A 24,945-nucleotide genomic window follows, 5' to 3' on the forward strand; every position below is an offset into this window, starting at 1 on the left:
TCGTAGTCACCGCCGCCATCCAAGGCAGGTAAGTCAACGCTGACCAGCATCCCCTGCTCCAGGCCTTGCGAATCACTGACGCGGATCTCGAAGCGCGGCTCGCGCAACCCGGTGTTGAGCTTGCCGAACTTGGGTTGCAGCCAGGGCGCGGCGAACATGCCGAACACTGGCTCGTCGCGACCCTCGATCCGCGCGGTATCGCCCAGCGTTTCGAACACCACCGCGTCGACCTCGGCGACCAGGTCGCGAAAGCCCACGGTCAGAGCTCCAGCAGGATCTGGGCACGTGGTCGGGTGCACAGGTGCAGCGGGTTGGACTGCGCCTCACCGGCCATGCCTTTGTTGAAGGGCAGCGGCTCGATCATGCTGTAGTACGGAATGCCCTGAGTGTTGACCGTTTCCATGTAGTCAGCCGGGGCAAACACCGAGATGTACAGATCCGGCACGCCTTCGGGAACCAGCAGCGCCTTGTCGTCATGGACAAAGGAAACTCCGGCCACCTTGCCACGGTAGCGCTCCCAGATGATGCCGCCGAACTCGAAGCTTTCACGAGCATCACCGCGCAGAGCTGCTGCCTGCTGACTGTTGAGGTAGGTCTCTTTGACCGACTTGTGAACGATCAGCTTGTTCCAGAAGTTCTTGCCGCAGAAGGCGCGAGAACCGGTGCTGGTCACACTGCCGAGCGCGTCTTCCTGCATGTCCAGTGCTTCACCGCATTTAACCCGAAGCTCAGTGCTTGGATCTGCCAACCCCATGGGCAGCTTCTGGCGTTGCACACCGAAACGGTCGTAAAGGTCCAGCAGGATCGTCGAGCCATCGGCGTCGAGGATCTGGCCATTCAGTGCGCCCATACGCTGGAACTCGTGTGTGGCGTCCAACTGGCGCCGCGCCTTAGCCAGGCGCGCATTGACCACGTCCTGCACCGCCTGCAACTCAGTGCGAGTACCGAAAGCACGGATGCCTTGGATCTCGTCGGCCTTGATCGTGAAGCGCTCAGGCAGGTGCACGGTGTTGAACGGGATCAGGTTGCGCTTGCTCGCCGCAACCACCAGACCAGAACCGCCACGCTCGCCAGCGGGCACCAGTGCCAAGGTGTCGCCGTCCTTTTCAATCTGAACGGTCAGCGTGGTAATGCCTTCCTCGCGGAACAGTCCCAAGGCGCTGATGCGCCCTGGCAGGTACGGTTGATCATTGAGTGCAGCGGTCAGCGAAGTAACGGTAAACGCTTCGTCGTCAAAAATGGCGATATCGGCCATGGGTACTCTCCAGAAACGAAAAATCCCGCACGCGGCGGGATGCATATAAAAGAAGGAAACGCCTTAGCGGACGATCAGCGAATGTGCGGCCAAGGCTTTCTCGGCAGCCAGATCGAGGCCGGTCAAGTGCGCTTCGCTGACCTCGGCCAACCGCACCACGGCGCGACCGCGACGCACCACGTCGGATTCGCCGAGCGGGCCGTAGAGAATTGCGACAGCGTTTTCACTGCCGTCCTCTGCCGTTGGGTTGTACGGTGCGAATTCGCCGGTGGCGGTCACCAGCCCGAGAATTTGTCCCGGCCACAATGCTGGACCCGCCGCGACATTAATCGCTTCGCGCGAGATCGTGCCGGCGCCCTCGGACAGCAGGAATTCACCTGCGTGCATCGGTTCCTGTTTGATGGTCATGCTCGTGCTCCTTTCGCGCCGTGCGCGGTTCCAGTTTGAGCCGCTTGGCGAGCAGCCCAAATCGAGTTGGGGTCAGGTTGTTTGGCCAGCACCTTGGGTGCCGGGTCGTCCGCCAGCGGCAGACTGTTGTCGATTTCAAAGCCCTTACCGCTGGTGACAATCTTGTCGAACAGACGCGCCCGCACCGCCGCCGCATCCAGACCGGCCGCGACATACTCGGCGCTGAATTCCGGCAGACGCGCGGCCACGCAGAGGTCGTTCACCGCCTTGGCGCGTGCCAGCCCCGCCAAAACGATCTCTTCGCTTTCAAGCTGGGTGGACTTGAGCAGCGGCTCGATCAGGTTGCTGATGCCCGCCGCCGTGCAGCGCTGAGTGATCATCAATGCCAACTTGGCCGAGTCGACTACAGGCGGCACCAATGGCGGATCGACAGGTTCAAGTTCGGGATCCGGTTCAGGCGGCTCTTCGAGCTGGGCCAGCAATTCAGCCGGTGCGTTCTGGAATCGTTGCAGCACCGCACCTTGACCAAGACAGGCTTTGACCTTGACGCCGTCACCCACTTCATCAGCCAGGCCCAAAGCCACCGCTTCGTTGGCGGTCAGCCAGGTTTCAGCCGCCACCAGACGCCGCAGCTCTACCTCATCAATGTCGGGCGCTTTGGCCTTGTATGCCGCAATGATCGCTTCCATGGTCTGGTCGAGGACGTCTGCAACCTTGCGGAAATCCTCCGCATCACCGGCGGCGTAGGTCCACGGGTTGTGGATCATCAACATCGCGTTGGAAGCGATCACCACCCGGTGCGCACCGCACACGGCGACACTGGCAGCACTGGCGGCGAGCGCATCGATCCGTCCGGTACAGCGCTCGCCCAGACGCGACAGCGCGTTGTGCATGGCCAAACCATCGAACAAGTCGCCGCCGATGCTGTTGAACGCGGCGATCACCGGTGACACACCATCATCCATGGCGCGCAGATCCTGCACGAACTGATTGGCAGTGATGCCCCACGCGCCGATCTCGCCATAGACAAAAACCTCGATCACTCGCTCGGTGGCCTCTCCACTGGCCTGCAGGGCATACCAGGTCTTGTCCTGAACCTCGACGCGCTTGCCCGCGCGGTTGTAAATGCGCGGTCGCGCTTGTTTGCTCATGGTTGCTCCTTGTCGTCGGTGTCTTCGACGGCATCAAGGGTGTTGTAGTTGAGGCCCAGTTTTGTGGCCCGTGCCAGATCGGCGGCGTTTTCCAGATCGACCGTTTCGGCGTCGTAGCCGGTGCGCAGCACCATCTCGCTACGAGAAGAAAACCCGGCCTGTACTTCCATCCGGCGTGCCTGCACGTCCTGTACTGGCTGGATGTAGGCCCAGCCTTGTGGCACCCAACGGGTACGTAGGTACTGGCGGCGTTTCTGTGCGTAATCGTCCAGCACCAGGACGCCAGACAGCACCGCCATGTCCATCCACGCCGCCCGTACCGGGCGGCAGAGTTGATGGACGTAAACGCTGAACTGCAGCTGTTCCAGGCGACGTCGGAACTCGTTGAGCACCACCCGCAGCGCTCGGTCGTTGATCCCGCGCATGTCGCCGGTGAGGATCTCGTAAGGCGTACCGCTACCCGCCGCTGCAGCCATCAATTGCTGCCGCATGAAGTCCGGGTAGTTGTTGCCGGCGTCCGGTGGTTTGGAGAACTCAACCTCCTCACCTGCCCCCAGTTCCTGCATGGTGCCGGGTTCGAGCGCGACCATCGGGGTGAAGCCATCTCGATCCAGATCGAGCGGCTGACCGGTCACCGGATCTCTGGGAAGGGGTCCCGAGTCCGGCGCCGGACGCTTGATGAAACCGGCAAACAGGTTGGCCACTTCCTGACGGAACAGCACTGCGTCATCGTAGTTGTCCAGACTGCGCAGGCGTTTGAGCACCGGCGACAATCGCGGCACACCCCGCAACTGACCAGGCTCCACCGGTTCGAAGATGTGCAGCACCTGGGCGGCAGGCACGCGGACCAATTGGTTGTAGCCGGCGTTCAGCGACGCTGCATCGCGCGGATGCGACAGGTACATCCAGTACGCCACCCGCTTGCCGCCGGGGGTGAACTCGATGCCAGCGCGGATGACGTTGCCGTTTTTGGTGGTCTCGAATTTGTCGTGTGGCACGAATTCCGGTGCGAGGATCTGCAGCTGCAGCGGAACGGCCAAGCCTTCATCAAGCCCGCGCGGACGCAACCGTACGAAGCACTCGCCCGAGGTTTCAACCGTGCGTGCTACCAGCGCCTGCTGGCCGTAGAAGTCGGTGCGATCATCCGCGTCCGACTCATCGACCCAATCCCCCCACAGCTCCTGCAGAAGCTTGCGCAAAGCATCATCGTCGGTTGTGGGTCGAGGGGTGATGCCCGTGCCGATCAGGTTGCTGACGCGCTTGTCGATGACGTTGAAGGCGTAAGGGTCGTTGCGAACCGCCGCCCGCGAACGCGACCGCAGATTGCGCAGGGCGGGAGTGTTGATGCTGTTGATCCCGTTGTCGGGAGCGTCCCAGCCAGTGGAGCGGCGCCCTTCACCGGCGCCTTCGTAACTGGCCTTGATGTTGGACGGCAGCACAAATCCGTTACGGGTCAGCGTTGGAAACTGTCGGGCCATCAGACCCCCTTCCCAGCATGGTACAGCCGGACGACGCGCGAACGTGGCCCAGTTGCACTTGCCAACGACGAGCGTATTTCCTCGCGCGCCTTGAGCAGTTCATCGACCGTGCGGTATTCGACGGTACGGTCGGTGTAGCGCACAGTTTTCTCACCGCGAGCAATGGCCGCCTCAACTGCGTCGAGGTGCTTTTTTGTAAAGGACATATCAGCGTCTCTTCAGATAACCGCTGGCAGAGCTGCGGCGTTGAGGGGGTGCCACAGGGCGCGGTGTCGCGACCGGTGCAGCAGGTCGGGGTGCGGATTTCGCGGAAGCGACAACTGTCGCTGGTGGAACTGCCGTGGTAATGCGCGCGTCATGAACGGTCTTCGCAACCGGTGTGTCATCAAACAATCCAGATTGCGCCAACGAATGTCGCACGCGTTCCCAGTCATTTTCTTGATAACGATTGATGCCCAAGTAATGCGCCATCGCCAAGCAATACACCATGAGGTCGAGGGCTTCGTTACGCTCTGCTTTACCCTTGATCCACTCGATACGTTTGTGGCCGCGCACGTAACGAGCGACCTTGCGTTCAGCCACGCACTGGGCGAAGAACTCGTCCGGCAGGTCATTGGCAAAGTGAAGCGAGCCAGGACCGTCCGGGAACGGGTAGCGGTTGTAGATCCAGTCTTTGGCGGTGTCGGTACCGACGAACCACAACTCGGCGCCGTTGCGTTCGGTCTGGCCCTTCCATGTAACGTCAACCATGGATGGGCGCTGTGCAATCACCGGTCGACCCGGCTTGCTCGCACCCTTGATGGCGAAGATATTGCGCCAGCGGCGAACGCGGCAGAACTGATAGACCTCGTCGGTGTGATGACCACCGGAGTCAACGCCAGTGGCGAGAATGGCTAAACCGACACCGCAGGGATGCCGATATCGGGCCTTGAGTTTCTCGTCCAGAACGGACCAGGTGCGCTCGTCGGCCGGGTCGCCCCAGATGATCTGGTGATCCACAACCCAGCGTTCCATGCCGACGCCGAAGCCCATCACCATCAGTTCCAAACGGTTGGCCTGAACGTCGACAGCGCCGGTCAGCATCAATACACCGACCGGCATCGTACCGAGAGTATAGGTTTCGAGACGCGCCCGAGCGATCAGAACTTCGGCCTTGGTTTGCTCTTGCGCACTGTCCCAAACCTTGGCCAAGCGAGTGTTGTAGAACACTTGCATAGGTTCGAGATCGCCTTTGTTTTGAGCGATTTTTGCTTTCTCAAACTGCATAGCCAGGGTGCGCCAGTCCATCCAGCCGGGCGGTGAATAGAGTGCGTTAAGGTGGAATCCTACCGTCTCGCCATCGCCCTCAGCGTGCGCACGCCATTCGCCTTTGGCGAGCATTTCACCTTTATGGTGTTCCTCAATGAGCACATCACATTCGGCTCCAGCGCACTTGTAATGCACGGTGCTGAAATCGTCGCTGTAGTGAAGATGCTCCCATTCCAGTACCTGCATATGACCGCAGTCTGGACAGGGCACGTAGTAGTGACGCTGGTCGCTACCTTCAAAGAGATCCGCAATCCGCGAAGCGCCTTTGATCGTTGGCGAACTGGAGAAATAAAACTTAGCGTTGCGACCGAAAGTACTCGCTCGTGATGCCGGGCGCGAAAAATCCGCGCCCTGATGTGAGATAAATAACCTCTGATTCTTTTGCATCTGTTGCAACAGAATATCAAAAGCAGGACTGCGCGGTTCTCCAGGTGATCGTTCATGAATGCTCAGTCACTTGAAACTGGCCATGGGTATTCCAGTTGAATTGCTTGATAACGAGAAATGGCCTTCTCAAGCACTACTTCCCAGCCACTTTCATGCATCAACTGCATCCGCTGGGCCTCGGCAAAGTAGCGATCAGAACCCGTAATTGGCTCCGCGTATGCCAGCAGGCGAAGCGCCTCGATTTCTTCTTGCGTTCGCGGAACGATTACCGGCTCCGGCGCGGCCGGCTCGACTGACGTCAAAGCGCCGCTTACCACCCAGCGCAACGAATCTTGTCGCGCCCACTGCTCCGACGTCACCGAGAGCAGCCTTGCGGTTGGCGGCGGCTCGGCATAGCCGAACACCTCAAGATCTTGCCACTCGATGATTAAGCCCGTGCGCACGTCATAAATGATCTGCTTTGTCATATCTTTACCCTCAATACTCAATCAGCACCAAACCCGGTGAGCCATTACCGCCGTTTGAAGAAGGCGTGCCCGGAGCCCCACCACCCGCGCCGCCACCGCCGCCCGCCCCATACCCACTGGCATTTGAGGCCGAACTGCCGACGGCGCGACTACCGCCGCCACCACCGCCAAAGGGGCCCGAGGCACCGACATGGCCATCGCCAGAACCACCCCCAACGCCCGCAAGGACTCCATCACTACCGTGGGAGCCATTCGGCCAACCGGCGCCACGAGTCCCGCCTGTTCCATCTGTTCCGTAAGAACCGCCACCCCCAGCCGTCAGTGTGACTAGCGTGCCAACAACTGTATTCCCGCCGTTTGTTCCCACGTTCCCCACGGCATTTTGCGTGCCTACGCCAACGCCACCCGACCCAGCGGCGCCGATTGTGATCGGGATAACCTGCCCTGGGGTGACTGCATACGGCTCCTTCTGGATGCTCTGGCCAGCGCCACCGCTGCCGCCACCACTGCCGCGCGAAGAGTTTGTACCACCGCTACCACTCCCGCCGCCGCCTCCGCCCGCACATCCACTCAGCCAGATCTGCGTAACGCCTGTCGGCACAGTGAAACTTCCATTAACCGTGAACTTGGCAAACCCCTTGACCTTTCCCAACACCCAAAGAGCGCCTTGAGCCGTGAGAGGTTTGGCGTTATCTCCAGCCTCGGCCTCAGCTTTTGTAGCGGGATCAATGCCATAACCCGCTAAGGTTGTCGGGTTGCTACCGTCGATTGCCAAGCCTTTCGCATTAAAGGTGACTTTGGTAAATGAGCCGGCAACGATACCGCTGTCCGCCAACGTCAACGTGATCTCGGTGTCAGCGCTCCCATCGTAAATACCACTTCCCGTTGCTGCGCCCTTGAACTCCAATGTTCGAGCCGTCTTCAGCTGGATTGCCTTGCCGATTGCGTTCGTACCATCAACGATCTTCGCGATCTGATCCTTGAGCCACTTCGTTCGGTTCGCTAGCTGCTTACCTTGCAGGTTGTCGATACCTTCCGGCCCGCCCAATACCGGGTCGGATGTCTCAAGCTGGTAGATGCCTTCTGTCCATTCATTTGATTCGGGTAAATCGGCCATTAGCTGCTCCCATAGTTGTATTGGCCGTCGCGACGAGCAAAGCCGTTATGCCGGATAGCCACTGACTGGTAGTCGAGCGACACCAAGCGGCAACGAGCCGGAGCGACGGATAGTAGGAGGCGACGCAAAAGCGCAGCCTGGTCATTAGTGATGGCGCGCTTGAGAAAAACTCGATAGAGAGGCCAAGTGCTGGGATCTCCATGAACATGAGTTCCGTCCCTGGTGATCGAACCATCGCGGACCTGATTGCTCAGTCCCTCCTGGAGCGTCACTTCGCCGAAGCCCAGCAGACGAATGACCTCACGAATCGCCCAGGGCGTGCCCTTGTAGCGATGGAGCTGGGCTGAGTTTTTGATCAGGTTACGCTGGGCGTCTTCTGACTCAGCCAGCAACCAGGCAGCCTCATCGAGGAGGGAGAATTGGTCAGCCAGATTCGGCAGTGACTGGGGCTTTACCAGGTCGACCAGGTACACCAACATCGAGTCGATATCGAGGTTGTCCAACGTTTCGTCGAGCAGCTCGCACAGCAATGCAAAACGCTCGTCACCGGCTAGGGCTGGTGGCAGTTGTTGCTTAGCCATTAACCACCCCTGCATCCTCCAGCTGGATCAAGGTGCAGTTCGCCCATTCGTGTCCCTGCAGCTCGCGCAAAGCATTCGGGAACTCCAGGTCTGCCCGATAAACGCCATTCACTTGCAGCAGCGCGGTCAGTTGCTCCTGGACAAGGTCTCGCCCGAGCCCCGCACGCCGCTCAGCGGCATAAGCAACGGCAGCCACGTCGACAGCCTTCATCGCTTCAGCACGAGTTGCCGTGTCGTAAAAGGTGATGCGCGCCTTGATCTCATAGTTGACCTCGATGGGCGCGTAGGAGTGGACGGTGTCACACAGTGGCCGTAACTTTTCGCCGCTCACCCGACTCTTGACCTGGTCAAGCAGCTCTTGCGAAGGCAATCCAGTAGTGGTTAGGGGGAACAGTGCGACGTGGCCATCTGACTGCCCCTCGTCCGGTCCTTGCACCGCGACATCAATGATCGACTGATGGACCGCCAGGGCGTGGTAGCGATAGGCCCCACGGCTGCCAGCGTTGCTGAAGGCTTCAGGTGCCAGGATGATCCGTTCGCGATAACGGTCATCCTGTTCATCTTCGGCTCCATCAGCAGTGACGCTGGTGTTCGTCGCGGTTAGGCCTGCGACTGGCGGATTACCAACGCTGCTGATCTGGCCAACAGCCCAGCCGTTGCCAAGTTCACCAGCGGTCAGACAGGTAGCAGTGACGCTGACCTGGGTCTGGCCTGCCGGAATGATGGCGTCCTGGTCAGTGAGAAAGGTGAGCTTGGCGTCTTGGGTACTGACCCGAGTTCCGGCCCGAATCAGCAAGGGTTGCAGCACCGCTACCGGCATGTTGAATCGAAGCGGGCAACGCGCAGGAACAGCCAACAGCCTGGGAGTGGCGACCAACTCACCGAGATAGTCGAGGATCGGCCCTTTGGCAAACCGAACCAGCAGCTGCTCACCCGCGTTCTGAATACCCATCTGCAGACGTGTCACGGCGTAGGCGATCTGGTCGATATACAGCCGCTCGACTTGGGCTGGATACAAGGTTTTGTTCGCCTTGGACTCGTATCGAGCAATCAGATCGGCCTCAGTGGCAGCCGGATCGATCTTAATGAATACCGGTTTAGGCAGCTCGCGCATAGGGCACCTCGGTCAACTGGGCGACACTGTCCGCGACACGCCACTGCACGCGCAAAATAATGCGTGAGTCTTCAATGACGACCAGTACCTGGACTACCGAGACTCGGGTTTCCCAACGACGAATGGCGTCGACCGCCTCACGCACCAGGTGCGGGGTTACTCGGTTGACAGGCCAGTCGATATATAAATGAAGGTCACTGCCGAAGTCCGGCCGATGGGCATCACTGCCTTTGGATGTAGTCAGGACGATACGTATGGCTTGGTCGATATCGCGCAAGCCCTCGACCACCTCGCCGGATGTTCCGAGGGCGGGCTGCCAGTGGGCGGCGGTGATGCTGGTGTAGGGAGTGGGCGTCGTCATGCACCCATGATGAGAAAACCAGCTGACACTGGCTTTTAATCGAGTTTAAAGACCAATGCAGGTTAGCATTAGCGGAAACAATGGGATGAGGGGTGAGATCAATGAGCAAAATCGACGGTACGCCAGTCTGCAGAAAGGAGAGCTTCAATTGCCCACGATGTGGCGCCTTCGCAGGCATGAAATGGAATGACTTGCTTCTGAACGGTGATGAGTACGCGTCTATTGCTCTTTCAATCTGCGATGCCTGCAAAGATCCAAGTGTGTGGATTACTGATGAGGACCGGCCAATGTCTGCCCTACCTATGGACGGGCGCCTAGGAGGTCGTCCAACCCTTATTTTTCCTTTGAAGTGTGTTGCGCCCGAGGCGGAGCACGATATGCCCGCCGACATAAAAGTCGATTATGAAGAAGCTAGGCTGGTTTTCACGCACTCTCCTCGTGCGGCGGCGGCTCTGTTGCGACTATGCGTGCAAAAGCTCTGTCAGGAGCTTCTCGGTAAACCAGGCAAAATTCATGACCAGATTGGAGAGCTTGTAGAAAAGGGATTGCCTAGCCGTGCGCTGATAGCGTTCGACACTATTCGAATATTGGGTAATGAGTCACTACACCCAGGAACCGTCAACCTCAATGACACTCCCGAAGTCGCACTAACGCTCTTCAGCCTGTTGAACATGGCGGTTCGTCACTGCATCACCGCAGAGAAGGAATTAGAGGCAATTCGAGCTTTAACCCCTGTAACCAAGCGGCGGGACATCTAGTTAGTGGGTGTGATTTTTTGAGTTGCCGCCGGTATCCATAATTGTTCCTGTTGCGTCGACGTTGCCATCCACCATCAGGTTGCCGTTCAACTGCAGGTTTCCATTCAAGGTGACCTGCGGCACATCCAATGTGGCCGAAGGAGCCTTCACCACCACCGGCTCAGCCGCCTCAACTGTGATGTTCCGGCCACATTTCAAAAGCAAAGCCCCCACACAATCCAACGTCATCACCCCGGCCGCGCGGTCGTACGTCGAGACGGTCCCATCGCTGAAGCGCACATAGTCTGTGTCCTCATCGACAACAGGCGGCGGTTCGGCCGATGAGTAGATCCCGCCCAGATAGACACCGCCCACACCGTCAGAGTCCAGTAACACTGCGACCTGCTCATTCAGTTCGGGCATCAAAGGCCGACGCTTCGTACCTTGCGTGTTGCGCTGAGGCACATTGAGCCAGTAGCTCTCAACCCCATCGCGATCATCCAGGCGCACCCGGATACGGCAAGTTAGTTGATCCACAGCGCTGACTTCCCCATATTCCAACTCAACACCCATCATGTTTGGCTCTCCATTATCAGGCCACCACTTCTTGCTGAATGCCGTAAGTTGCCAAAGCCAGGTCCGGCTTGGTGTTCTCCTGGGCCAATGTGATCGAGGGCGCGGAGATGCGGCAGACTGATTTGTCCACGGTGTAGCCACTCCGAGTCATTCGGTGTTGCGAAGACGTGATCAGGTAATTCCCGCCGAGTTTTCCCGCCGCTACCAAGGTCACCACATTGCCGCTGAGCAGGTTGGGTCGGCCCATCGCGCCCCAACTGCCTGTGGTGCGTTCGCGGTTGGCCTTGGCCAGCTCGGCCTTGGCTTTTGCCTTGGACTCTTCGGCCGAGGCACTGCGCTTGCGGCTCTTTTTGGTATCACCACTGGTGGTGGCCTTGCTCACGCTGCTGGGCACCGCGACGGTTTCACCATTCTCGACTTTGTAGGCAATCAGCTTTTTCTTCGCGGGCTCTTTGTGCTTTACCTCGATGGCTTGAGGGACGCTCTTGATCTGGTCGCGCAGGTTCACACTGCTTAAGTCCTGGAGCACCAGAGTTGCCACCGGAGCGCTCTTGGCCAACTCACTGATCGCATGAAAGACCATACGGTTGCCGGTCACCTTGAAGGCGTAGTCATACTCGGCCGCCAAGTTGCGCAGAAAGGTCAGATCGGACTCCTGCTGAGTCAGCCGGTCGAGCTTGATCGGCTCGATACTGCCGATTAGCTCCAGCCCCTGACGTGCCGCGATCTGGTTGGCCACGGCATCCAGTGTGGTGTTTTCATAAGCGTGGTGTTCGGTGGTCCGCAATGCCGCCTTAATGCCAGTGGCCAGGCCATGAATGGTGATCGTCGAGGGCGGGCAATTCAGCTCAACCTCATCGATCTCAAACCGTCCAACAGCGCGTAACGGCTCACCTTCCCAGCCAATGGATAGAGTCAAGCTGTCGCCATGCCCTGGATACCAGGCATCACGCCATTTACCCTCGGTGTCCTCCAGTTCGACCTCCAGGCTGTCAGCCTGGCCTGTGAGATAGTCGGTGTAGGACAAGGAGATCAAGTGCTGGCTGACGTTGCGGGTGATGTTGCTCTGCTGATAGGCCAGCACGAAGCGTGCTTCCGGTACTTGCTTGGGGATCATCGCATCCATGGTGGAAGATCCTCGGTGGTGGCCACGGGTTCAAGGATGGGAATGGCCAGGGTCAAACCCGCTGGCAAAGCAGCGGTAATCGGCACATGGGTGTTGGCCTCAACGATCGGCAAATAGCGATGAGCATCACCGTAGTACCGCCAGGCCAACTGGTCCCAACGCTCACCTTCAGTCGTGACATGCGTGATAAACATCAGGACTTCCTCGTCAGGACTTGTGCCGCCAGCCCGGCTAACCGGGTCCGGGCGCCATCCATTGTGGTGAGCGCCTGACCAAGCGAAGCTTGGGACGCGGAGAACCGATCAACAATGTTGCCCAGGTCAACCGGATTGAGGGCTGATCGAGCCCCCATCACGCTACCCAATACGTTCTCACCCAGTCGCGACAGATCGGAACCATCTTCCAGTAGTCCGGCCACAGATTTCAGTCCTTGCAGCGGTTCAATAGCCCTGGCTGTAACACCCAGCAACTGCGGGACTTGACCGAGGATCATCGAGGCGTTGCCACTCTTGACCGTCTCATACAAGTTCTGGCCTGCCTTCAGGATGTTCCCGGCCGTTTTTGCATAACCAATCACCGACTGGACGGTACTAGGGGTTGGCATCAGCCGCGAGATAAGTCCGGGCTTACCGGCCGCCGCTGCAGATGTACCACTCAAGGCTGAATCGAGCAGCCCCGGCCGGGCGACCTTGCGAGTGAAAGCCCCGGTGTATTCCTTCAGGTTCAGTTGAACCGTTGCAGCCTTGATCTGGCCCACGGCTGTGGTACGACGGATGGCATTGGAGATGTTGGTGATGACGTAGGCACCCAGGTACTCGCCGCTTCCCATCACAAAGGCCAGAGGCTCATGTTTGCTCTTGGCCAGGCGCAGGGTTCGTAACCGTTCCTCGGGGTCGCCCAGGACCGGGTGCAGCTCGATGGTCAGGTTGCATTCATCCAGACCTTCACCGATCCATTCCAGCAAGGGTTTCCCTTGAATACGTGCGTGTTCTGCCCAGTCGGCCGATCCACTTTGTTCCATGCCGCTGATGCCACCCGCTACGGTGAACTCGATATCGCCCAGGATGGCAAACATCAGACGATCCCCTCATCAGATGGGCCATAGCTACGGCGGCGTTTGTCGTGCATGTAGCGCTCCATCATTCGCATCCATTCGACATAACCCGCCTGTAGCCCTTGTTGAACCTGCTGCTGTGTGTCGGCCCCACCAGGCACGGTAATCTGAGGTGAAAAAGTGAAACTCGGCCCGCCGCCCATGCCGGAACCCATTCCAGCAGAGACGCCTCCAGCGCTCCCCATCATGCTCGCCCTGGAGACATCAGCCGGATTCGGCGGCGCAAGGTCGACGCCTGATTGTGCGGCCATGCCAAGTGCTGCTTTTCGCACCAGGTCTGACTGCGCACTGATGCCAATGGCGGCGCCTTCGCTGATGTTCGCGCCATAGCCCATGAACACACGGCTCGGAGACTGGATGCCGAGTGTCTCGGTAAACCAGCCTTTGACCGAAGTCCCGACACCTATAACAGCTTCTTTGGCAGCACCTAAAGCATTGCTGATGCCGTTGACCAAACCATCAATGACCATGCCGCCGAACTCGGTGAACTTGCCCGGTAGTTCAACTCCGAAGTAACTCATCACCCCGGCAAAGGCCCTGTAGAACATACCGACCGGAGAAAAGTTAACGAGCAAACCCAAAATTCCGGAAAGACCACCGCTGAAGCCGGCTTTGATCTCCGTCCACAAGCTGGCAAAAAAGCCTTTGATCGGCTCCCAGTAGCGATAAATCAGATAAGCCGCCACGGCGATGCCCGTGATCAGCAGACCGATGGGGTTCATCATCAAGGCTCGACCGAGCCACAGAATCGCCTGGCCTGCAACTCGCAGACCGAAAAGCAACTTGCCGCCCAGAGCCTTACCGAGTACCACGCTGCCCCGAGCAAGCCAAGTCACGGCGCTGGCACCTTTGCTCATACCGTTGATTAATGGTGCGAACCTACCCATCTGCCACATGCCGCGCAGCAAGGTCCATTTTGAAGACAGTGTTGTGATGGTGGTGCTCATGGCCACGAAGGGCGAAAGCAACAGGTTGGCCCCGTAGGCAACGCCGATGAAGGCCAACTTGCCGAGCAACAGGCCGCCGACCAGGCCGATGACACCTTTGATAAGTGCAGGATTCTCACCGGCCCAAGTGCCGAATGATTGCATAACTGGGATGACAGCTTGCGTGACGTCGACGAGGGCCGGCAAAAGGGTGCTGCCGATGGTTATTCCTATCTCCGAAAGATTGATCGTCAGCGCTTTTAGCTGCTCCTTCGGGCTCTCCATCCGTTTTTTCCAGTCCGTATCGACCACACCCTTGTCGGCCGCATCCTTACTACCATTCTGGATACCACTAAGATCCTTCTGATTAGCCAGTGCAGGCCGAATAAATGAAAGTACCTGCTGGTCAGCAAAGAGCTCACCTAATTTATAAGCCTCATCCAATCGAGCTAACGCAGTCTGCCGCTCTTTATCGTCTTTAAGATCCAGCGCTTTTCCGTATTCGGCAGCAGCTGCGGGTGCTTTGGTTCCGAGATGAGTAGTCAGGATTTTTATCATTGCCTCAGCAGGAGAAAGCCCCTCGCTGACCAAATTCTTCATGCTGCTTTTAAGGTCGATACCAGACTTTTCAAACGCTTTAAGGGTGTCTGGAGCAGTTATTTTTGATAAGAAGTTTTTGAAGTTGTTGGCCGCTTCATCATTACTGCCAGCACCTCGGCGGGCGATCTGTAGAGAAGCACCAATTTCGGCGACTGCGCGCTCACCAGTCACACCAAGGGCTGCAAACTGAGGCGTGAGCTGCGGCAACCATTTGGCCATGTCCGCCAGTTCGAACTGACCGCTTTTGCCAGCAAAGGCCAGCATGTTCATCGAACGTTCAAGTCCTGCGGCGCCGATACCGAGGTTGTCATTCAACGCGATGGCTACAGAGCCGAGGTCATCCATGCTGGCACGTGTGGCGGTAGCAGCTTTGGCCATGACCGGCGCGTATGCAGCAAGCTCTTTGGCACTGGAGATCCCGCCAGCGATTAACACTGCCGTGCCTGCAGCGACTTCAGTTTGAGTTTGATTCCACTTGAGTGCGGCGCCTCGCATTACATTGCCGAGCTGCGCTTCCTCTTCTGCATTGAAGCCGCCTGTGATTGCGATGTCATTGGTCTTGTCTTTGAAGTCGATAGCAGTACGCATCGACTGAACAACTGGCGCACCGATTACAGCCGCTGTTCCAGCCGTCTCCATGGCCTGGCCACGCAGCTCACCCCGTTTGTTTTTGAGAGTTTCGCCCCTGGCGATACTGGTGTTGAGACGCTCTTGCTTGACCTTGAGTTGATCAATCGTGCGGCCGACCTGGTCGTACTGCCGACGCATGCGTTCAATGCCGGTGCCGCCACGCGCTAGGGATGCCGCCAGCTCGGTACCGATGAGTTTCTGTTTGGCCGTCAATCCATCAGTAGCACGACCAAGCTGCTGCACAGTCGACTTGGCCGAACCGAATGCAGCACTCAGGCTGCCCGATACTGCGGCCCCGATCTTTAGTCCAACCAGAACTTCATTAGCCATAATTTGCTACGCTGTGAGCATGTTTGAGAAGACCGCTTTACGCACCGCTAAAACCCTCTATGCACTCGCCATCGGCGTCGGTGTGATCTGGCTTGCCTGGCTCTGCCTGGCGAGCCTGCCATTGTGGGCAGCGGTTCTGATGTTCTGTCTGGGTCTGCCATTGCTGGCCCTAGCGGCCGCCCCTGTTGCAGCGGGCGGCGCGTTGTTGGCGGGAGTGGTGACCGGACTAGTGGTCGTGATTAGCCATTCATTTGCTCGGCGAGTTCGATGCGACGATTGATCTCACGTTTACAGGTTTCAACCCACCGCCAGTAGTCCACCATGTCCAGTCGGACAATCTCAGACGGCTGCATCCTCAGCACCAGCAAAAGTGCCTCGTCCCAGGACTGCAGCAAGGTCTCCTCCATTGGACATTTCCCGCAACACCTCGGTGGCTGACTTAGAGTCAGCGATATCGAATTCACCGAGGTCCTCCAAGGTGATGCCCAGCATCTTGGCCACGAGCATGTCTTCGAGCGCGCCTTCGTCTTTGGTGACGGCCTGCGCGGCGCTGATGTCTTTGCGTTTGAGGCGCTTGATGGACAGCTTCGAGATCGTCTCGCCGCTGGCACTCTTGAAAGGAAATTTGAGGGTCAAGCTGATTGTTTCGGCCATCTTTGGTGCTCCAGGTTGTCGGTCTGATCGACTGCTATGAACGAGCCATGAGCATCGCACCAGGTTGTGGCGCTGGCTTTTAATCGAGTTTAAAGAGAACATTTCGAGGTGAAATGGGGAGCGCATCGATGGAAGAAGAAATTTCGCTACAACATGATGGTGTCGAATACACCGCTCAATATGCCGTGCATGGCGACACGCTAACTGTCTACCTGCCTAATGGAGAGTCTCGGTCAACAGCCCTGAACGGGAAGCTGAATGCTTCCGAAAGCACAGCGATGGTTCACCTGAGGTCATATGTCAGGAATATCTGTAGCAATTGATTACAGATATTCACTTGTTGATGCCCAGTCTAAATAATCGATGCACAAGGATTAGTCAGTATGCAGATCACGAACTCAAAGAAATTCGACGAAGTTGTTAGTGCAATTTTCGCCCGGTTACTGGAGTCGTTTCCAGAGCCGTTGAACTTAGCCTTCTCGGACCTCGGTCCTATTCAGGAAATCCCTCAGCCGGAACCTGAGACGATAGGCGGAGCGGGCCAGCTCACCGAACAGGAGCCGAGCACTGACGAGAAGTTTTTTGACCATTGCGTCAATTGGTTGTACGCAGAGGAGTATCTGACGGGAACGAACAAGAGGTTTGGTAGCTTTGGTGACGTGACGCTGACACAGAAAGCGTTCACTCTTCTGAACGCAACCCCGCGCTGCCTCACCTCTATTTATTACCGCTAACAAGAAAAGGCCGCTGAAATCAGCGGCCTTTTTTATTACGCCTGCCCGATGTTCTGCCTGTACTTGGAAAGCTGATCCTCACCGCCCACGCGGAAGATGTTGGCCAGGTAATCCAGCAAAACCACCTCTTGCCCATCGAGCACCTGACGAACATACGTCGCCGAAAATGGCGTCTCGTACTTGGTCGGGTCTCGCGGTTTATGACTGCCCAGCTGATATTCCTTGCCGGTGATGGTCATCATCGTGACCAACGCGATCTCGTCAACCAGGCCGCCGTTGTTGAAGACCTGGACGTTGGAGCGGCACTGCAACTGGACGCTTTTGAATGGCGTGACCAGCTTGACTGCGGCGTCGTAGTACATGCTGTTCCAGGTGATCTTGCCTTCCAGCTTATCGATCCCGTCAGGCAGCTCGATCAAGCCAACCATGCCCAGCCCTTGAAAGTCGCTGGTCACGGTTTTGATCGAGCCCAGGTCGATCTCTTCAGCGCGGCCGAAGAAGCTCGCGCCATCAAGATAGATCGCGGCGTTGGAAACGCGGTGTGCACTAAAGCCTGCCATTTATGCGGCTCCCAGGTTGACCAGGTATTCCCCGGTGATTTCAGTTTCAAAGGTGCCACGCTCAAATGGCAACGGCACAGTCAGCTTGTAATTGAACAGGGCATGGCCCAGTTCCAGCTCTGTCTGTGGGTTACGTGCTGGGTCATACCAGCACTCGCCGCCGACCAAAGCCCCGTCGATAGTCAGCTTGCGCAGGAACAAGTTGACGCTTTCCGTGATGCTGGTAATCAACGAGCCAATGATGGGCATATCCACGAACTGCAGTGAGCTGTAACGAATCGATTCGTCCACCACATCCTTGGTGCGACGAACGTTTTCGAAGTTGCGCATGTGCGTCACGGTAGGCCAGGCGGCAGTTCGGTTGCCCCACAAACGCAGGCCGGTGCCGAACGAATTGAACACAGTGGTGATGCCATTTTCATTGAGCAGGTTGACCTCGCTGCTCGCGTCATCCACCCGAGCGGTCAATGGCCGCTCCAGACCAATCACACCCAGCAGTTCCTGGTTCGAGCTGCTCCACCAATAGCCCTTGTCGTTGTCGACTTTGGCCCGCAGACCTGCAGCGCGGATCGACAGCGGCTGCAGACGCTCACCATCAGTTGCAGCGTCGTACACCTTGACGTGCGGATAGCACAGACGCACGCGGTCGCTGCTGGTGTTGAAGTTGATAGAGCCTGCTGGACCCCGACCGGCGATCACCTGTTGCACCGTGGTGCCAATAGGTGCGTCGAGATAGGCAACACCGCCTACTTTGATAGCCTCGGCAGCCAATTCGACACCCACCGAGTTCAAGGTACTGAAACCTGGTGCGATGAAAATCTTCGCAAAGAAACCCAATGTGTTGTAGCTGTCCTGGAAGGCCTTCAACCCCGTGCGACGTCCGGCAACGGTGATCCCACCGATGATGTCGGCAGGTGTAACTTTGCTTGGATCGGCGTGGGTGTAGCTGGCCTTCACCTGGGCATTGGCTGGAATCGCTCCCGTCGCCAGGCGCTTCACCCGACCGGTGAGCAGGGTCACCGTGTAGTCAGTATCGAGGACGTACGAGGCAGCACCTTCGGCGGATTTCAGTTCCAGTGATTGCAACGCTCCATGCTCCAGTTGGAGCAGGTCGTTATCCCCGAACTGTTTCACCTGGTCAGCGACATTGGTGCGGTGGATGTCCGGATCGAGGACGTTGATAACCAGCACAGTACCGGTGCCGAAATCATAAATGCCCTCCAGAGCTTCGGGAATGCTGAAGCCGGTGAGATGCGCGCCGAACTGAGCCGCGTCTTTATCGTTCAAGGACAAGGTCAGCTCATTGACCGGACCGATAGCCGCGGTGCCGACCAGGGCGATCACCGCTGACTTGACCACCCGAATAGCCCGAGGGCCACGCTCGACTTCGGTGGTTTCAATGCCGTGCAAATAGTTAGCAGACATGGGCCTTACTCCTGTCCAGAATTCTGAGGCGCAACTGCAGTCTTGCTGACAGGTTTCGCGTCAGGTGGTGCAAGTACCAGGTGTTTGAGTTCCAACAACACCAAGGTGTACTCGTGATCGGCCGGCAGCCCGACGGGTTTGCCAGGAAGCAGTTGCACTTCAAGCAATTCGCGGGCTTCGCCTACCCGCAGAGAGGCGGCGCTTGGCGGCCCGGTATAGATGTAACGGGTAAGCTTCATAGGGGTTCCTCAAATTGGAGGTTGGGTGGTAGCGCTGGACCGGTTGGGTATGGGGGCTGCACTTGAGTGGCCCGTACGGAGAAGTCCTGACCGTACTGCCAGAGTCCACTCATTTGGCCGATGAACTGCTCTGCTATAGGACGGCACGCCTGATCGCAATGTGGTGCAAACCATCCAGTCAGACAGGTGCGGATCTGATCCAGGTAGCTGATCACCCCGTCCTTGCCATTGAGTTGACGAAACACCAGGGTCAACCTGATGACAATGTTGCGTGCCTGGAACATCGCATCACCGGCTTCGGACCCACCGAAGGTTGATTTTCCGTAAGCCAGCAAGATCGCCCCACGAGGATGGTTAAGGCGGTAGCCCGCTGGATTCTCGGGAAACAGCTCGACCATCAACTCCTTGCCGAACTGATCCTGCAGTCGGGTACGCATCGCATCGAGTAACTGTTCGGTTTGGGTTTTGGGCGGGGCTCCGCTCATCAGTAGCGCTCCCATAGATCGCTACCGAATTGCTGGCGGCGTGCGCGGACACGAATCTCACCAGGCTCTGGCGTAGCCTGACCACTGGGCATGCCCAAGGTGACAACGCCATCGCGGATGCTTTCCAGAAGCTTGATGGTGTCCTTGCGGCTGTCCTTTACCGCGTCGGGCAATGCGCCCTCGGGGCGACGCTGATACAGCCAGTGCCGCGCCAAGTAGACCACTGCATCCCGCAGTACCGTCGGCACCGGATCGAGCGGCAGGTTGTAGCGGCCCCGAAGGTAGCCATCCACCAACTCTTCCGCTTGACGGACGCCGTCCTCAATGACGCTTTCATTGGGTAGCTCGGCAGCCGGATCATCGTTGGAGAGCTGAATCAGCGTCATCTCTGGTACGGCGTTGCCGATGTCGGCGCGGGTGCAGTAGCGCATAGGTCAGCCTGCCTTCAACTCGACCAGTGCTTCAGGGAACAAGCACATGGCGAGTGGGTTGGCCTGGGCTTCCAAATCCCAGCCTTTGCCCAGTTTGCGTTCTTCAGCCTTGCTGTAGAACGGCTGGCCCAAGGTGTTGACGGTTTCGTTGTAGTTGGCCGGGGCGTTGAACATACGGAACACGCCACGGGCCACCGGGAACACCTGGGCGATATCGGCCGGAATGAATCGCTGGCCGCTGACGGTGACGTCGTATTCGATGAACTCGATGCCACCGAAAGTGAAGCCGGAGCGCATGTCTCCGCCGATACGGTCCTGAGCTTCCTGATAGTGCTCGAAGGCTTTTTTGACGTTTTCATGGCCTGTGAAGGCATCGAACCAATCAGGCCCGCAGAAAGAGCGGAAGCCCGTAACCATCACACCGCCTAGCTTGGATTCGGCGTGGCGTTTTGCACCCAGGCAAGCCTTGCGAACATCAGTCTCGGCGTTGCTCAAGGCAACCGTGATTTTCTTCTGTACAACGTCGAATTCGTCAAACAGATCAAAAAGAACAGAACCGTCCGCATCAAGCAGCTTGCCGCGCAAAGCGCCAACCCGTTGGAATTCGCGGGTGGCCTCAATGCTGTTCTTCAGCTCCTGCAGGTTGTCATTGATCACGGTAGCCACAGGGGCTGCGGAGCTTTCCTCACCGAATGCAGCGATCCCCTGCAACTGGCTCGGAAGGATTGGTCGGCTGATAGGCAGGTGCAAGGTTTCAAAGCTGCGGCGCTTACGTTTTCCACCCTTCATTGGAGCTGGATCATCATTACGCGAAGTGTTGGGCACGAGGACCAGACGACCTTCACGCTCATCAATCACCACGCTGGTGCTGGTAACGCCTTTTTCGTCGAACAACCCCATAGCGCCGACTTTTCCGGGAATCGCGGGAAGCTTGTTCACGGCGGCGGTGAGGTTGGCGATGCTGAACATGTCTTGCAGATTCATGGAGTACTCCTGATCAGAGGGCCGTACGGGCAACGATGCCAAGGGCGTTGAGTTCGTCCAGGGCGGTGGCCTTCTGGGGTTCGGTGACGCCGGCTGGCCACGCCAGTTCGGTGGGGTCGATGACGGCGCCGCGAGAGACCACCACGCCGGGCTTGTCACCGGCCGTTGCGTCCACCGCTTCAATCAAAACCGCCGCAGATTTTTTGGCCGCGCCAGTGCCGGCGAGATCAAGCACTTGGTATTTGCCGGAGACTTTCGCCAGAACCTGGCCAAATGGGTAATTCGCCCCACCTAGCAAAATGACTTTGTCTTTCGTCCAGCCGGGGCAGACCTCGACCAGCAGTAAATCGCCTGGATCTTTCGGTTGAGTGAACGTGGCCATGGGGCCTCCTATCGTTTCGAGCGGGCTTCAGCGTCGGCCAGCAGTGGGTTAGTGGTTTGGGGAACGGTTTTGCCGGCGCGGTCTTTGGTGGCGACTTCCGCGAAGCTGACGCCACCGGCCAGATCGCTGAAGATCGCCTTCAGGCCGTCACTCAATGGCTCGCGGGCATCCTCTTCTCCGAACTCCAGCGGGGTTTCGCTGGAATCGGCGTAGTCCAGCGCCGCAATTACGGCCGGGGCGTGTACCGGCTTCATGCCCGCAGCAACCAGCTTTTCGGCGAACTCGACATTCGCCCCGTGAATGGCTTCCTGCGCGGCATTTCGGGCGGCCCTGTCGCGCTTGGCGATATCGGCCTTCAGTCGTTTGTTCTCCGCCTCAAGGGCGGTTGGGTCTTTGTCGGACATGTTGGTTACCTCGGTGGATCGGGTGGGTTCGGAGAAAGCGGGTTGATCTCCTGATTCAGGCTGTCGGGCGATCTCGGCGAGGCTGTCGATGGCCCACGACGGGGCCACCTGGTCGGCGGTTTCTTTGTCGAATTTGCCGATGAACCACTCGCGCAAACGGCGCCACATGTCGGAGTTGAGTTCGTGGCCGTAGTCACCGAACTCGACAACGCCTTCCTCGCCGTCGGCCAGCTCAATGGGACGCAGGCCTTTCACTGCTGGCGGCTGAGCGCCGAGAAAACCAACGTGGCGCAGGTAATACACGCCCGGCACTGGGTTGTTGGCGGCGCTGGGGTGATAGAAGGAGGCGGAAATTTTCTTGTAGCTGCCCTTGGCCACTTGCTCAGCGAATGCCGGGTCGACCTGTTGTGGTTCGGCTATCAAGCCTTGAGCGGTAGCCGTAAGCGACTTGACCCAACCAGCGGCTGGGGCGTCATGCTTCGGGTGGCCTATGACCATCGGGGCTTCGTGAAGGCTTGGGTCATACGCTGCCACTGTGGCAGCCAGATCAGACTCGCTAAAGTCAAAGCTGACGCCGCTCATTGCAGTGTGCGAACCGGGCTTGAAGATGTGCAGTGGTTTCATGGCTGTGCGCTGCGTGGAGGTGATGCGCACAGCCTGGGCCAATGAATGGCCCAGGACTTTTAATCGAGTTTAAAGAGTGAGCTGGCTGATAGCTCAGTAATTACCTTTGAGGTGGGGAGTGATTTTGAAACGCTCAAAGATCGGTCCCGAGCGAATCTGATTCAGGAGATTCCAATAGCAACTTTTACCAAAGGGGTGCGCTATCTCAGCTGGATACTGATACCGATATCTGCCAGTGCCGTCGTATTCACGAATTATGCTTCGATGAAATTCGGGTGTGAGATAGGTCTGGATGCCCCACCAAAGCTCATTCAGGAATTCGGCAATTGTGCTTGCGTGATAGGCGGCGACATCGATGTGAAAGACTTCATAAATCTCCGGCTGCGCGAGAATCGCTTGGTGCAGTTCCACGTCTGCTCCGGCGTTCGACAGGAGGCGCTGCAGATCTTTCGCAACGCCCACCGAGCGTAGGAAATTATGCTTGGATAGATTGCCGCCGATTTTCAGTAGCAAGCTTCGAGATATTTGCAGAGCTACTTGCTGATCAATAGACGGGAGCCAAGCGTCTACCTCGATCTCTGTATTCAGCCAGCTCGAAAAATTATCAACGGTCTGTTTCAGGTGTGCCACCGATCCAGATTGTTCAAAGCTCGGATCGTTGGCAATGGTGCGTAGTGCGTTCAAATAGGAGGTCTTCGGCACAGGGGCATCTTTGTCTGTGGTGGATAAAAAATCCACCAACGCGATTGAAAAAAATTGCCTATGAGTAGACGACTCGAACCAAACGTTTTTGTGCTCCCCCTCACCGTTGACACTGAACATGGCTCTATTGACCATTGAGCTAATCAGCTCAACCACGGCAGTAAGATAAACGACCTCTTGCTCCATTTTGTTCATCTGGCTCACCGCAATCTCCCTTCTATGCGCGGCCCCGCACCAAGAGAGGCCCAATGAGCCTTTATAAAGCCTTTACGACGATTTTTCAGTGGCTGTGATGATGAACCGGAGCTGCTAGGTCTGCTGGGGGCTTCTAGAGGGGTTACAGGCGGGCGGCTTTTTCCAGGTGATTCACAGCCAACTCAAGAATAGCTTCCTCCGTTTCAGGCTGCAGTTCGCCATCGGCGTTCATCGGTAAATACGGACGACCTGGAATGTCGCCCCACAGATGAGGGAAGTCAGACTTGTCCCCACCGAACTGCATCATCGCTGCATAGGGTTTGTTACTACCGACCAGTGCCGAGCTATCGGTCGCGTGAGTGGTGACCGAGGCCGCCAAACCAGCCGCACTGACCTGCAGCATCTGGCCAGGCCAGTTGCCATTTTTTTCGCGGCGTGTGGTGGTGACATCTGACAGGTCGGCCCAATCGGGGCGACCTTCCGCTTCGAAGTTTTCTTCAGTCTGGCTGCCCAGCTCGGCAGCGATGCCGCGCATCAGTGGCGCCAGATCACCCACCGCCCACTCAACCTTCCGTAGAGCGGTCTGCAATCGTTGGTGGTCCAGTTCGACGGTGAACATTAAAAACCTCCTAAGCGGCTGCCTGTTTGCGTTTGAGCATGTCGGCAAGGCCAGTGCCGGGTGCGTGGTTGAATCCTGGATCTGTGCGGAATGTTACGGATTTGCCTGCCGCGTCGGTGGTACGGATGCCTGTGACCGGCGCTGTTCTGACCTCGCCGGTACGTTTGTCGGTGCCGGTTTCCACGGTCTCGGTGAACATACGCCCCTCGCTCGACACGACCTTCAAACCCCGACGTTTCACTGCGGCTTCGCTCAAGGCAACAACACGGCAGCGGCAGTTGAATCCGTTGGGCGGGAAGATCGCCGACCAGATCGGATCATCGTGACGGAATACCTGGCCGTGCAGCGCCCGGTGACTCGGTCGTGTCTTACCGTCCAGGATGGCGATGTACATCCAATACGGATGGGTGTCGGTGGTTTCCTCCATGCTGGCCTTGCGGCCGGCCATGTAAGCGCTCTGGAGGTTGGTTTGATAGATCGTCTTAAGCCGGCGTGGGCTACCCAATTGCACCAGCTCGCCGACGCCCTCGCTGTCGACAATGACCTGTTGTCCCCACCAGCCTTGAGCTTCCAGAGTCGGCTGCATGTTCGTGATGAACTGCTTGAGGGTCTGGCCGTCCTGCAGCGCGGTTTCAAGCGCTGCCCGAATATCCGATAGTAGATCGAGGCGCATCGCCTTGGCCACGGTAAAGGCCTGGTCATGCGCCTGATCAAGCATGTCTTGCCAGTTCCAGGTGATCGCGTAACCCTTGAACTTGAGGTAAGCGATGGCCTTTTCGGGCTCAAGGCCAAAGATAGCCTTGAGGTCGGTGGGGCTAAGACGTTTATCCGAGGCAGCCAT

Annotated in this window: 32 protein-coding genes and 1 pseudogene; 4 read left to right on the forward strand and 29 right to left on the reverse strand. The window is 57.8% G+C overall.

The window, feature by feature from the left end; all coding sequences use genetic code 11:
* The 12 genes and pseudogenes from ACIOZM_RS21310 to ACIOZM_RS21365 form a co-directional block, all read right to left on the reverse strand.
* On the reverse strand, nt 1-257 hold a 257-nt coding region (locus ACIOZM_RS21310; RefSeq protein WP_401216871.1), incomplete at its 3' end, for a hypothetical protein.
* A gap of 2 nt (nt 258-259) precedes the next feature.
* Nucleotides 260-1,255 (reverse strand): major capsid protein, encoded by a 996-nt coding sequence (locus tag ACIOZM_RS21315; protein WP_401216873.1) that lies wholly within the window; start codon nt 1,253-1,255, stop codon nt 260-262.
* A gap of 63 nt (nt 1,256-1,318) precedes the next feature.
* Nucleotides 1,319-1,663: a head decoration protein gene (locus ACIOZM_RS21320; RefSeq protein WP_142579933.1), complete on the reverse strand. Its 345-nt coding sequence runs from the start codon at nt 1,661-1,663 to the stop codon at nt 1,319-1,321.
* Nucleotides 1,660-2,814: a head maturation protease, ClpP-related gene (locus ACIOZM_RS21325; protein WP_401216875.1), complete on the reverse strand. Its 1,155-nt coding sequence runs from the start codon at nt 2,812-2,814 to the stop codon at nt 1,660-1,662. Before ACIOZM_RS21325 ends, ACIOZM_RS21320 begins: the two co-directional genes overlap by 4 nt.
* Entirely contained in the window at nt 2,811-4,292 is a 1,482-nt protein-coding gene (locus tag ACIOZM_RS21330) for a phage portal protein (RefSeq protein ID WP_401216877.1), read from the reverse strand. Before ACIOZM_RS21330 ends, ACIOZM_RS21325 begins: the two co-directional genes overlap by 4 nt.
* Nucleotides 4,292-4,498 (reverse strand): phage head-tail joining protein, encoded by a 207-nt coding sequence (locus ACIOZM_RS21335; protein ID WP_401216879.1) that lies wholly within the window; start codon nt 4,496-4,498, stop codon nt 4,292-4,294. The genes ACIOZM_RS21330 and ACIOZM_RS21335 overlap by 1 nt, the downstream gene beginning before the upstream one ends.
* A gap of 1 nt (nt 4,499) precedes the next feature.
* Nucleotides 4,500-5,924, reverse strand: a pseudogene (locus ACIOZM_RS21340) (terminase gpA endonuclease subunit); the annotation flags it as partial.
* Between the two features lie 125 nt (nt 5,925-6,049).
* Nucleotides 6,050-6,454 (reverse strand): hypothetical protein, encoded by a 405-nt coding sequence (locus ACIOZM_RS21345; RefSeq protein ID WP_401216881.1) that lies wholly within the window; start codon nt 6,452-6,454, stop codon nt 6,050-6,052.
* A gap of 10 nt (nt 6,455-6,464) precedes the next feature.
* Nucleotides 6,465-7,571 (reverse strand): hypothetical protein, encoded by a 1,107-nt coding sequence (locus ACIOZM_RS21350; RefSeq protein WP_401216883.1) that lies wholly within the window; start codon nt 7,569-7,571, stop codon nt 6,465-6,467.
* Nucleotides 7,571-8,152: a phage tail protein gene (locus ACIOZM_RS21355; RefSeq protein ID WP_401216885.1), complete on the reverse strand. Its 582-nt coding sequence runs from the start codon at nt 8,150-8,152 to the stop codon at nt 7,571-7,573. Before ACIOZM_RS21355 ends, ACIOZM_RS21350 begins: the two co-directional genes overlap by 1 nt.
* Nucleotides 8,145-9,266: a baseplate J/gp47 family protein gene (locus tag ACIOZM_RS21360; RefSeq protein WP_401216887.1), complete on the reverse strand. Its 1,122-nt coding sequence runs from the start codon at nt 9,264-9,266 to the stop codon at nt 8,145-8,147. The genes ACIOZM_RS21355 and ACIOZM_RS21360 overlap by 8 nt, the downstream gene beginning before the upstream one ends.
* A complete protein-coding gene (locus tag ACIOZM_RS21365; protein WP_401216888.1) occupies nt 9,250-9,627 on the reverse strand; it encodes a GPW/gp25 family protein in 378 nt (125 codons plus the stop codon). Before ACIOZM_RS21365 ends, ACIOZM_RS21360 begins: the two co-directional genes overlap by 17 nt.
* A gap of 101 nt (nt 9,628-9,728) precedes the next feature.
* Between ACIOZM_RS21365 and ACIOZM_RS21370 the strand changes: the two genes are divergently transcribed.
* A complete protein-coding gene (locus ACIOZM_RS21370; protein ID WP_401216890.1) occupies nt 9,729-10,385 on the forward strand; it encodes a DUF4145 domain-containing protein in 657 nt (218 codons plus the stop codon).
* Here the strand turns inward: ACIOZM_RS21370 and ACIOZM_RS21375 are convergent, their stop codons facing one another.
* The 5 genes from ACIOZM_RS21375 to ACIOZM_RS21395 are packed head-to-tail and all read right to left on the reverse strand — an operon-like array spanning nt 10,386 to nt 15,666.
* Complete coding sequence (locus ACIOZM_RS21375) at nt 10,386-10,937, reverse strand: phage baseplate assembly protein V (protein WP_401216991.1); 552 nt, start codon at nt 10,935-10,937, stop codon at nt 10,386-10,388.
* 19 nt (nt 10,938-10,956) lie between these two features.
* Complete coding sequence (locus tag ACIOZM_RS21380) at nt 10,957-12,066, reverse strand: phage late control D family protein (protein WP_401216892.1); 1,110 nt, start codon at nt 12,064-12,066, stop codon at nt 10,957-10,959.
* Entirely contained in the window at nt 12,054-12,260 is a 207-nt protein-coding gene (locus tag ACIOZM_RS21385; RefSeq protein ID WP_401216894.1) for a tail protein X, read from the reverse strand. Before ACIOZM_RS21385 ends, ACIOZM_RS21380 begins: the two co-directional genes overlap by 13 nt.
* The gene (locus ACIOZM_RS21390; RefSeq protein ID WP_401216896.1) at nt 12,260-13,141 is read right to left on the reverse strand and encodes a phage tail protein; all 882 of its coding nucleotides are present in this window, start codon (nt 13,139-13,141) and stop codon (nt 12,260-12,262) included. Before ACIOZM_RS21390 ends, ACIOZM_RS21385 begins: the two co-directional genes overlap by 1 nt.
* A complete protein-coding gene (locus tag ACIOZM_RS21395; RefSeq protein WP_401216897.1) occupies nt 13,141-15,666 on the reverse strand; it encodes a phage tail tape measure protein in 2,526 nt (841 codons plus the stop codon). Before ACIOZM_RS21395 ends, ACIOZM_RS21390 begins: the two co-directional genes overlap by 1 nt.
* A 19-nt stretch (nt 15,667-15,685) precedes the next feature.
* Here ACIOZM_RS21395 and ACIOZM_RS21400 point away from each other — a divergent pair, with 19 nt between their 5' ends.
* Nucleotides 15,686-15,946 carry a hypothetical protein gene (locus ACIOZM_RS21400; protein ID WP_401216899.1) on the forward strand — a complete coding sequence of 87 codons (261 nt, stop codon included), beginning with the start codon at nt 15,686-15,688 and terminating at the stop codon, nt 15,944-15,946.
* 59 nt (nt 15,947-16,005) lie between these two features.
* On the opposite strand, the gene ACIOZM_RS21405 is transcribed toward ACIOZM_RS21400, so the two are convergent.
* Nucleotides 16,006-16,320: a phage tail assembly protein gene (locus ACIOZM_RS21405; RefSeq protein WP_401216901.1), complete on the reverse strand. Its 315-nt coding sequence runs from the start codon at nt 16,318-16,320 to the stop codon at nt 16,006-16,008.
* A 128-nt stretch (nt 16,321-16,448) separates the two neighbouring features.
* Between ACIOZM_RS21405 and ACIOZM_RS21410 the strand changes: the two genes are divergently transcribed.
* Together ACIOZM_RS21410 and ACIOZM_RS21415 are read left to right on the forward strand one after the other, a co-directional pair.
* Complete coding sequence (locus tag ACIOZM_RS21410; RefSeq protein WP_401216903.1) at nt 16,449-16,643, forward strand: hypothetical protein; 195 nt, start codon at nt 16,449-16,451, stop codon at nt 16,641-16,643.
* A gap of 60 nt (nt 16,644-16,703) precedes the next feature.
* Nucleotides 16,704-17,054 (forward strand): hypothetical protein, encoded by a 351-nt coding sequence (locus ACIOZM_RS21415; protein WP_401216905.1) that lies wholly within the window; start codon nt 16,704-16,706, stop codon nt 17,052-17,054.
* Between the two features lie 35 nt (nt 17,055-17,089).
* Here ACIOZM_RS21415 and ACIOZM_RS21420 read toward each other — a convergent pair whose 3' ends face one another.
* The 11 genes from ACIOZM_RS21420 to ACIOZM_RS21470 all read right to left on the reverse strand — a co-directional run bounded on the left by ACIOZM_RS21420 (nt 17,090) and on the right by ACIOZM_RS21470 (nt 24,945).
* Nucleotides 17,090-17,614: a phage major tail tube protein gene (locus ACIOZM_RS21420; RefSeq protein ID WP_401216907.1), complete on the reverse strand. Its 525-nt coding sequence runs from the start codon at nt 17,612-17,614 to the stop codon at nt 17,090-17,092.
* A complete protein-coding gene (locus ACIOZM_RS21425; RefSeq protein ID WP_401216909.1) occupies nt 17,615-19,039 on the reverse strand; it encodes a phage tail sheath subtilisin-like domain-containing protein in 1,425 nt (474 codons plus the stop codon).
* A gap of 5 nt (nt 19,040-19,044) precedes the next feature.
* Nucleotides 19,045-19,278, reverse strand: a complete 234-nt coding sequence (locus tag ACIOZM_RS21430; RefSeq protein WP_401216911.1) for a hypothetical protein — start codon at nt 19,276-19,278, stop codon at nt 19,045-19,047.
* A complete protein-coding gene (locus ACIOZM_RS21435; protein ID WP_401216913.1) occupies nt 19,275-19,763 on the reverse strand; it encodes a Gp37 family protein in 489 nt (162 codons plus the stop codon). Before ACIOZM_RS21435 ends, ACIOZM_RS21430 begins: the two co-directional genes overlap by 4 nt.
* The gene (locus ACIOZM_RS21440; protein ID WP_401216914.1) at nt 19,763-20,194 is read right to left on the reverse strand and encodes a gp436 family protein; all 432 of its coding nucleotides are present in this window, start codon (nt 20,192-20,194) and stop codon (nt 19,763-19,765) included. The genes ACIOZM_RS21435 and ACIOZM_RS21440 overlap by 1 nt, the downstream gene beginning before the upstream one ends.
* 3 nt (nt 20,195-20,197) lie before the next feature.
* On the reverse strand, nt 20,198-21,178 hold the full coding sequence (locus ACIOZM_RS21445; protein ID WP_401216916.1) for a major capsid protein: 981 nt from the start codon (nt 21,176-21,178) through the stop codon (nt 20,198-20,200).
* 13 nt (nt 21,179-21,191) lie between these two features.
* Nucleotides 21,192-21,560, reverse strand: a complete 369-nt coding sequence (locus ACIOZM_RS21450) for a head decoration protein (protein ID WP_401216918.1) — start codon at nt 21,558-21,560, stop codon at nt 21,192-21,194.
* Nucleotides 21,561-21,568: 8 nt separating this feature from the next.
* A complete protein-coding gene (locus tag ACIOZM_RS21455) occupies nt 21,569-22,588 on the reverse strand; it encodes a phage protease (protein ID WP_401216920.1) in 1,020 nt (339 codons plus the stop codon).
* Nucleotides 22,589-22,681: 93 nt separating this feature from the next.
* The gene (locus ACIOZM_RS21460; protein WP_401216993.1) at nt 22,682-23,485 is read right to left on the reverse strand and encodes a hypothetical protein; all 804 of its coding nucleotides are present in this window, start codon (nt 23,483-23,485) and stop codon (nt 22,682-22,684) included.
* A gap of 142 nt (nt 23,486-23,627) precedes the next feature.
* On the reverse strand, nt 23,628-24,104 hold the full coding sequence (locus tag ACIOZM_RS21465; protein WP_401216922.1) for a phage virion morphogenesis protein: 477 nt from the start codon (nt 24,102-24,104) through the stop codon (nt 23,628-23,630).
* Between the two features lie 10 nt (nt 24,105-24,114).
* Nucleotides 24,115-24,945, reverse strand: coding sequence for a phage minor head protein (locus ACIOZM_RS21470; RefSeq protein WP_401216924.1), 831 nt, complete (start codon nt 24,943-24,945; stop codon nt 24,115-24,117).

It is taken from the genome of Pseudomonas sp. NPDC087346, from assembly GCF_044744235.1.
Lineage (GTDB): Bacteria > Pseudomonadota > Gammaproteobacteria > Pseudomonadales > Pseudomonadaceae > Aquipseudomonas.

Bases quoted from the DNA above. Each gene is read 5' to 3' on its own strand.
- ACIOZM_RS21315 (WP_401216873.1), bottom strand. From the start codon at position 1,255: ATGGCCGATATCGCCATTTTTGACGACGAAGCGTTTACCGTTACTTCG.
- ACIOZM_RS21320 (WP_142579933.1), bottom strand. From the start codon at position 1,663: ATGACCATCAAACAGGAACCGATGCACGCAGGTGAATTCCTGCTGTCC.
- ACIOZM_RS21325 (WP_401216875.1), bottom strand. From the start codon at position 2,814: ATGAGCAAACAAGCGCGACCGCGCATTTACAACCGCGCGGGCAAGCGC.
- ACIOZM_RS21330 (WP_401216877.1), bottom strand. From the start codon at position 4,292: ATGGCCCGACAGTTTCCAACGCTGACCCGTAACGGATTTGTGCTGCCG.
- ACIOZM_RS21335 (WP_401216879.1), bottom strand. From the start codon at position 4,498: ATGTCCTTTACAAAAAAGCACCTCGACGCAGTTGAGGCGGCCATTGCT.
- ACIOZM_RS21345 (WP_401216881.1), bottom strand. From the start codon at position 6,454: ATGACAAAGCAGATCATTTATGACGTGCGCACGGGCTTAATCATCGAG.
- ACIOZM_RS21350 (WP_401216883.1), bottom strand. From the start codon at position 7,571: ATGGCCGATTTACCCGAATCAAATGAATGGACAGAAGGCATCTACCAG.
- ACIOZM_RS21355 (WP_401216885.1), bottom strand. From the start codon at position 8,152: ATGGCTAAGCAACAACTGCCACCAGCCCTAGCCGGTGACGAGCGTTTT.
- ACIOZM_RS21360 (WP_401216887.1), bottom strand. From the start codon at position 9,266: ATGCGCGAGCTGCCTAAACCGGTATTCATTAAGATCGATCCGGCTGCC.
- ACIOZM_RS21365 (WP_401216888.1), bottom strand. From the start codon at position 9,627: ATGACGACGCCCACTCCCTACACCAGCATCACCGCCGCCCACTGGCAG.
- ACIOZM_RS21370 (WP_401216890.1), top strand. From the start codon at position 9,729: ATGAGCAAAATCGACGGTACGCCAGTCTGCAGAAAGGAGAGCTTCAAT.
- ACIOZM_RS21375 (WP_401216991.1), bottom strand. From the start codon at position 10,937: ATGGGTGTTGAGTTGGAATATGGGGAAGTCAGCGCTGTGGATCAACTA.
- ACIOZM_RS21380 (WP_401216892.1), bottom strand. From the start codon at position 12,066: ATGGATGCGATGATCCCCAAGCAAGTACCGGAAGCACGCTTCGTGCTG.
- ACIOZM_RS21385 (WP_401216894.1), bottom strand. From the start codon at position 12,260: ATGTTTATCACGCATGTCACGACTGAAGGTGAGCGTTGGGACCAGTTG.
- ACIOZM_RS21390 (WP_401216896.1), bottom strand. From the start codon at position 13,141: ATGTTTGCCATCCTGGGCGATATCGAGTTCACCGTAGCGGGTGGCATC.
- ACIOZM_RS21395 (WP_401216897.1), bottom strand. From the start codon at position 15,666: ATGGCTAATGAAGTTCTGGTTGGACTAAAGATCGGGGCCGCAGTATCG.
- ACIOZM_RS21400 (WP_401216899.1), top strand. From the start codon at position 15,686: ATGTTTGAGAAGACCGCTTTACGCACCGCTAAAACCCTCTATGCACTC.
- ACIOZM_RS21405 (WP_401216901.1), bottom strand. From the start codon at position 16,320: ATGGCCGAAACAATCAGCTTGACCCTCAAATTTCCTTTCAAGAGTGCC.
- ACIOZM_RS21410 (WP_401216903.1), top strand. From the start codon at position 16,449: ATGGAAGAAGAAATTTCGCTACAACATGATGGTGTCGAATACACCGCT.
- ACIOZM_RS21415 (WP_401216905.1), top strand. From the start codon at position 16,704: ATGCAGATCACGAACTCAAAGAAATTCGACGAAGTTGTTAGTGCAATT.
- ACIOZM_RS21420 (WP_401216907.1), bottom strand. From the start codon at position 17,614: ATGGCAGGCTTTAGTGCACACCGCGTTTCCAACGCCGCGATCTATCTT.
- ACIOZM_RS21425 (WP_401216909.1), bottom strand. From the start codon at position 19,039: ATGTCTGCTAACTATTTGCACGGCATTGAAACCACCGAAGTCGAGCGT.
- ACIOZM_RS21430 (WP_401216911.1), bottom strand. From the start codon at position 19,278: ATGAAGCTTACCCGTTACATCTATACCGGGCCGCCAAGCGCCGCCTCT.
- ACIOZM_RS21435 (WP_401216913.1), bottom strand. From the start codon at position 19,763: ATGAGCGGAGCCCCGCCCAAAACCCAAACCGAACAGTTACTCGATGCG.
- ACIOZM_RS21440 (WP_401216914.1), bottom strand. From the start codon at position 20,194: ATGCGCTACTGCACCCGCGCCGACATCGGCAACGCCGTACCAGAGATG.
- ACIOZM_RS21445 (WP_401216916.1), bottom strand. From the start codon at position 21,178: ATGAATCTGCAAGACATGTTCAGCATCGCCAACCTCACCGCCGCCGTG.
- ACIOZM_RS21450 (WP_401216918.1), bottom strand. From the start codon at position 21,560: ATGGCCACGTTCACTCAACCGAAAGATCCAGGCGATTTACTGCTGGTC.
- ACIOZM_RS21455 (WP_401216920.1), bottom strand. From the start codon at position 22,588: ATGAAACCACTGCACATCTTCAAGCCCGGTTCGCACACTGCAATGAGC.
- ACIOZM_RS21460 (WP_401216993.1), bottom strand. From the start codon at position 23,485: ATGAACAAAATGGAGCAAGAGGTCGTTTATCTTACTGCCGTGGTTGAG.
- ACIOZM_RS21465 (WP_401216922.1), bottom strand. From the start codon at position 24,104: ATGTTCACCGTCGAACTGGACCACCAACGATTGCAGACCGCTCTACGG.
- ACIOZM_RS21470 (WP_401216924.1), bottom strand. From the start codon at position 24,945: ATGGCTGCCTCGGATAAACGTCTTAGCCCCACCGACCTCAAGGCTATC.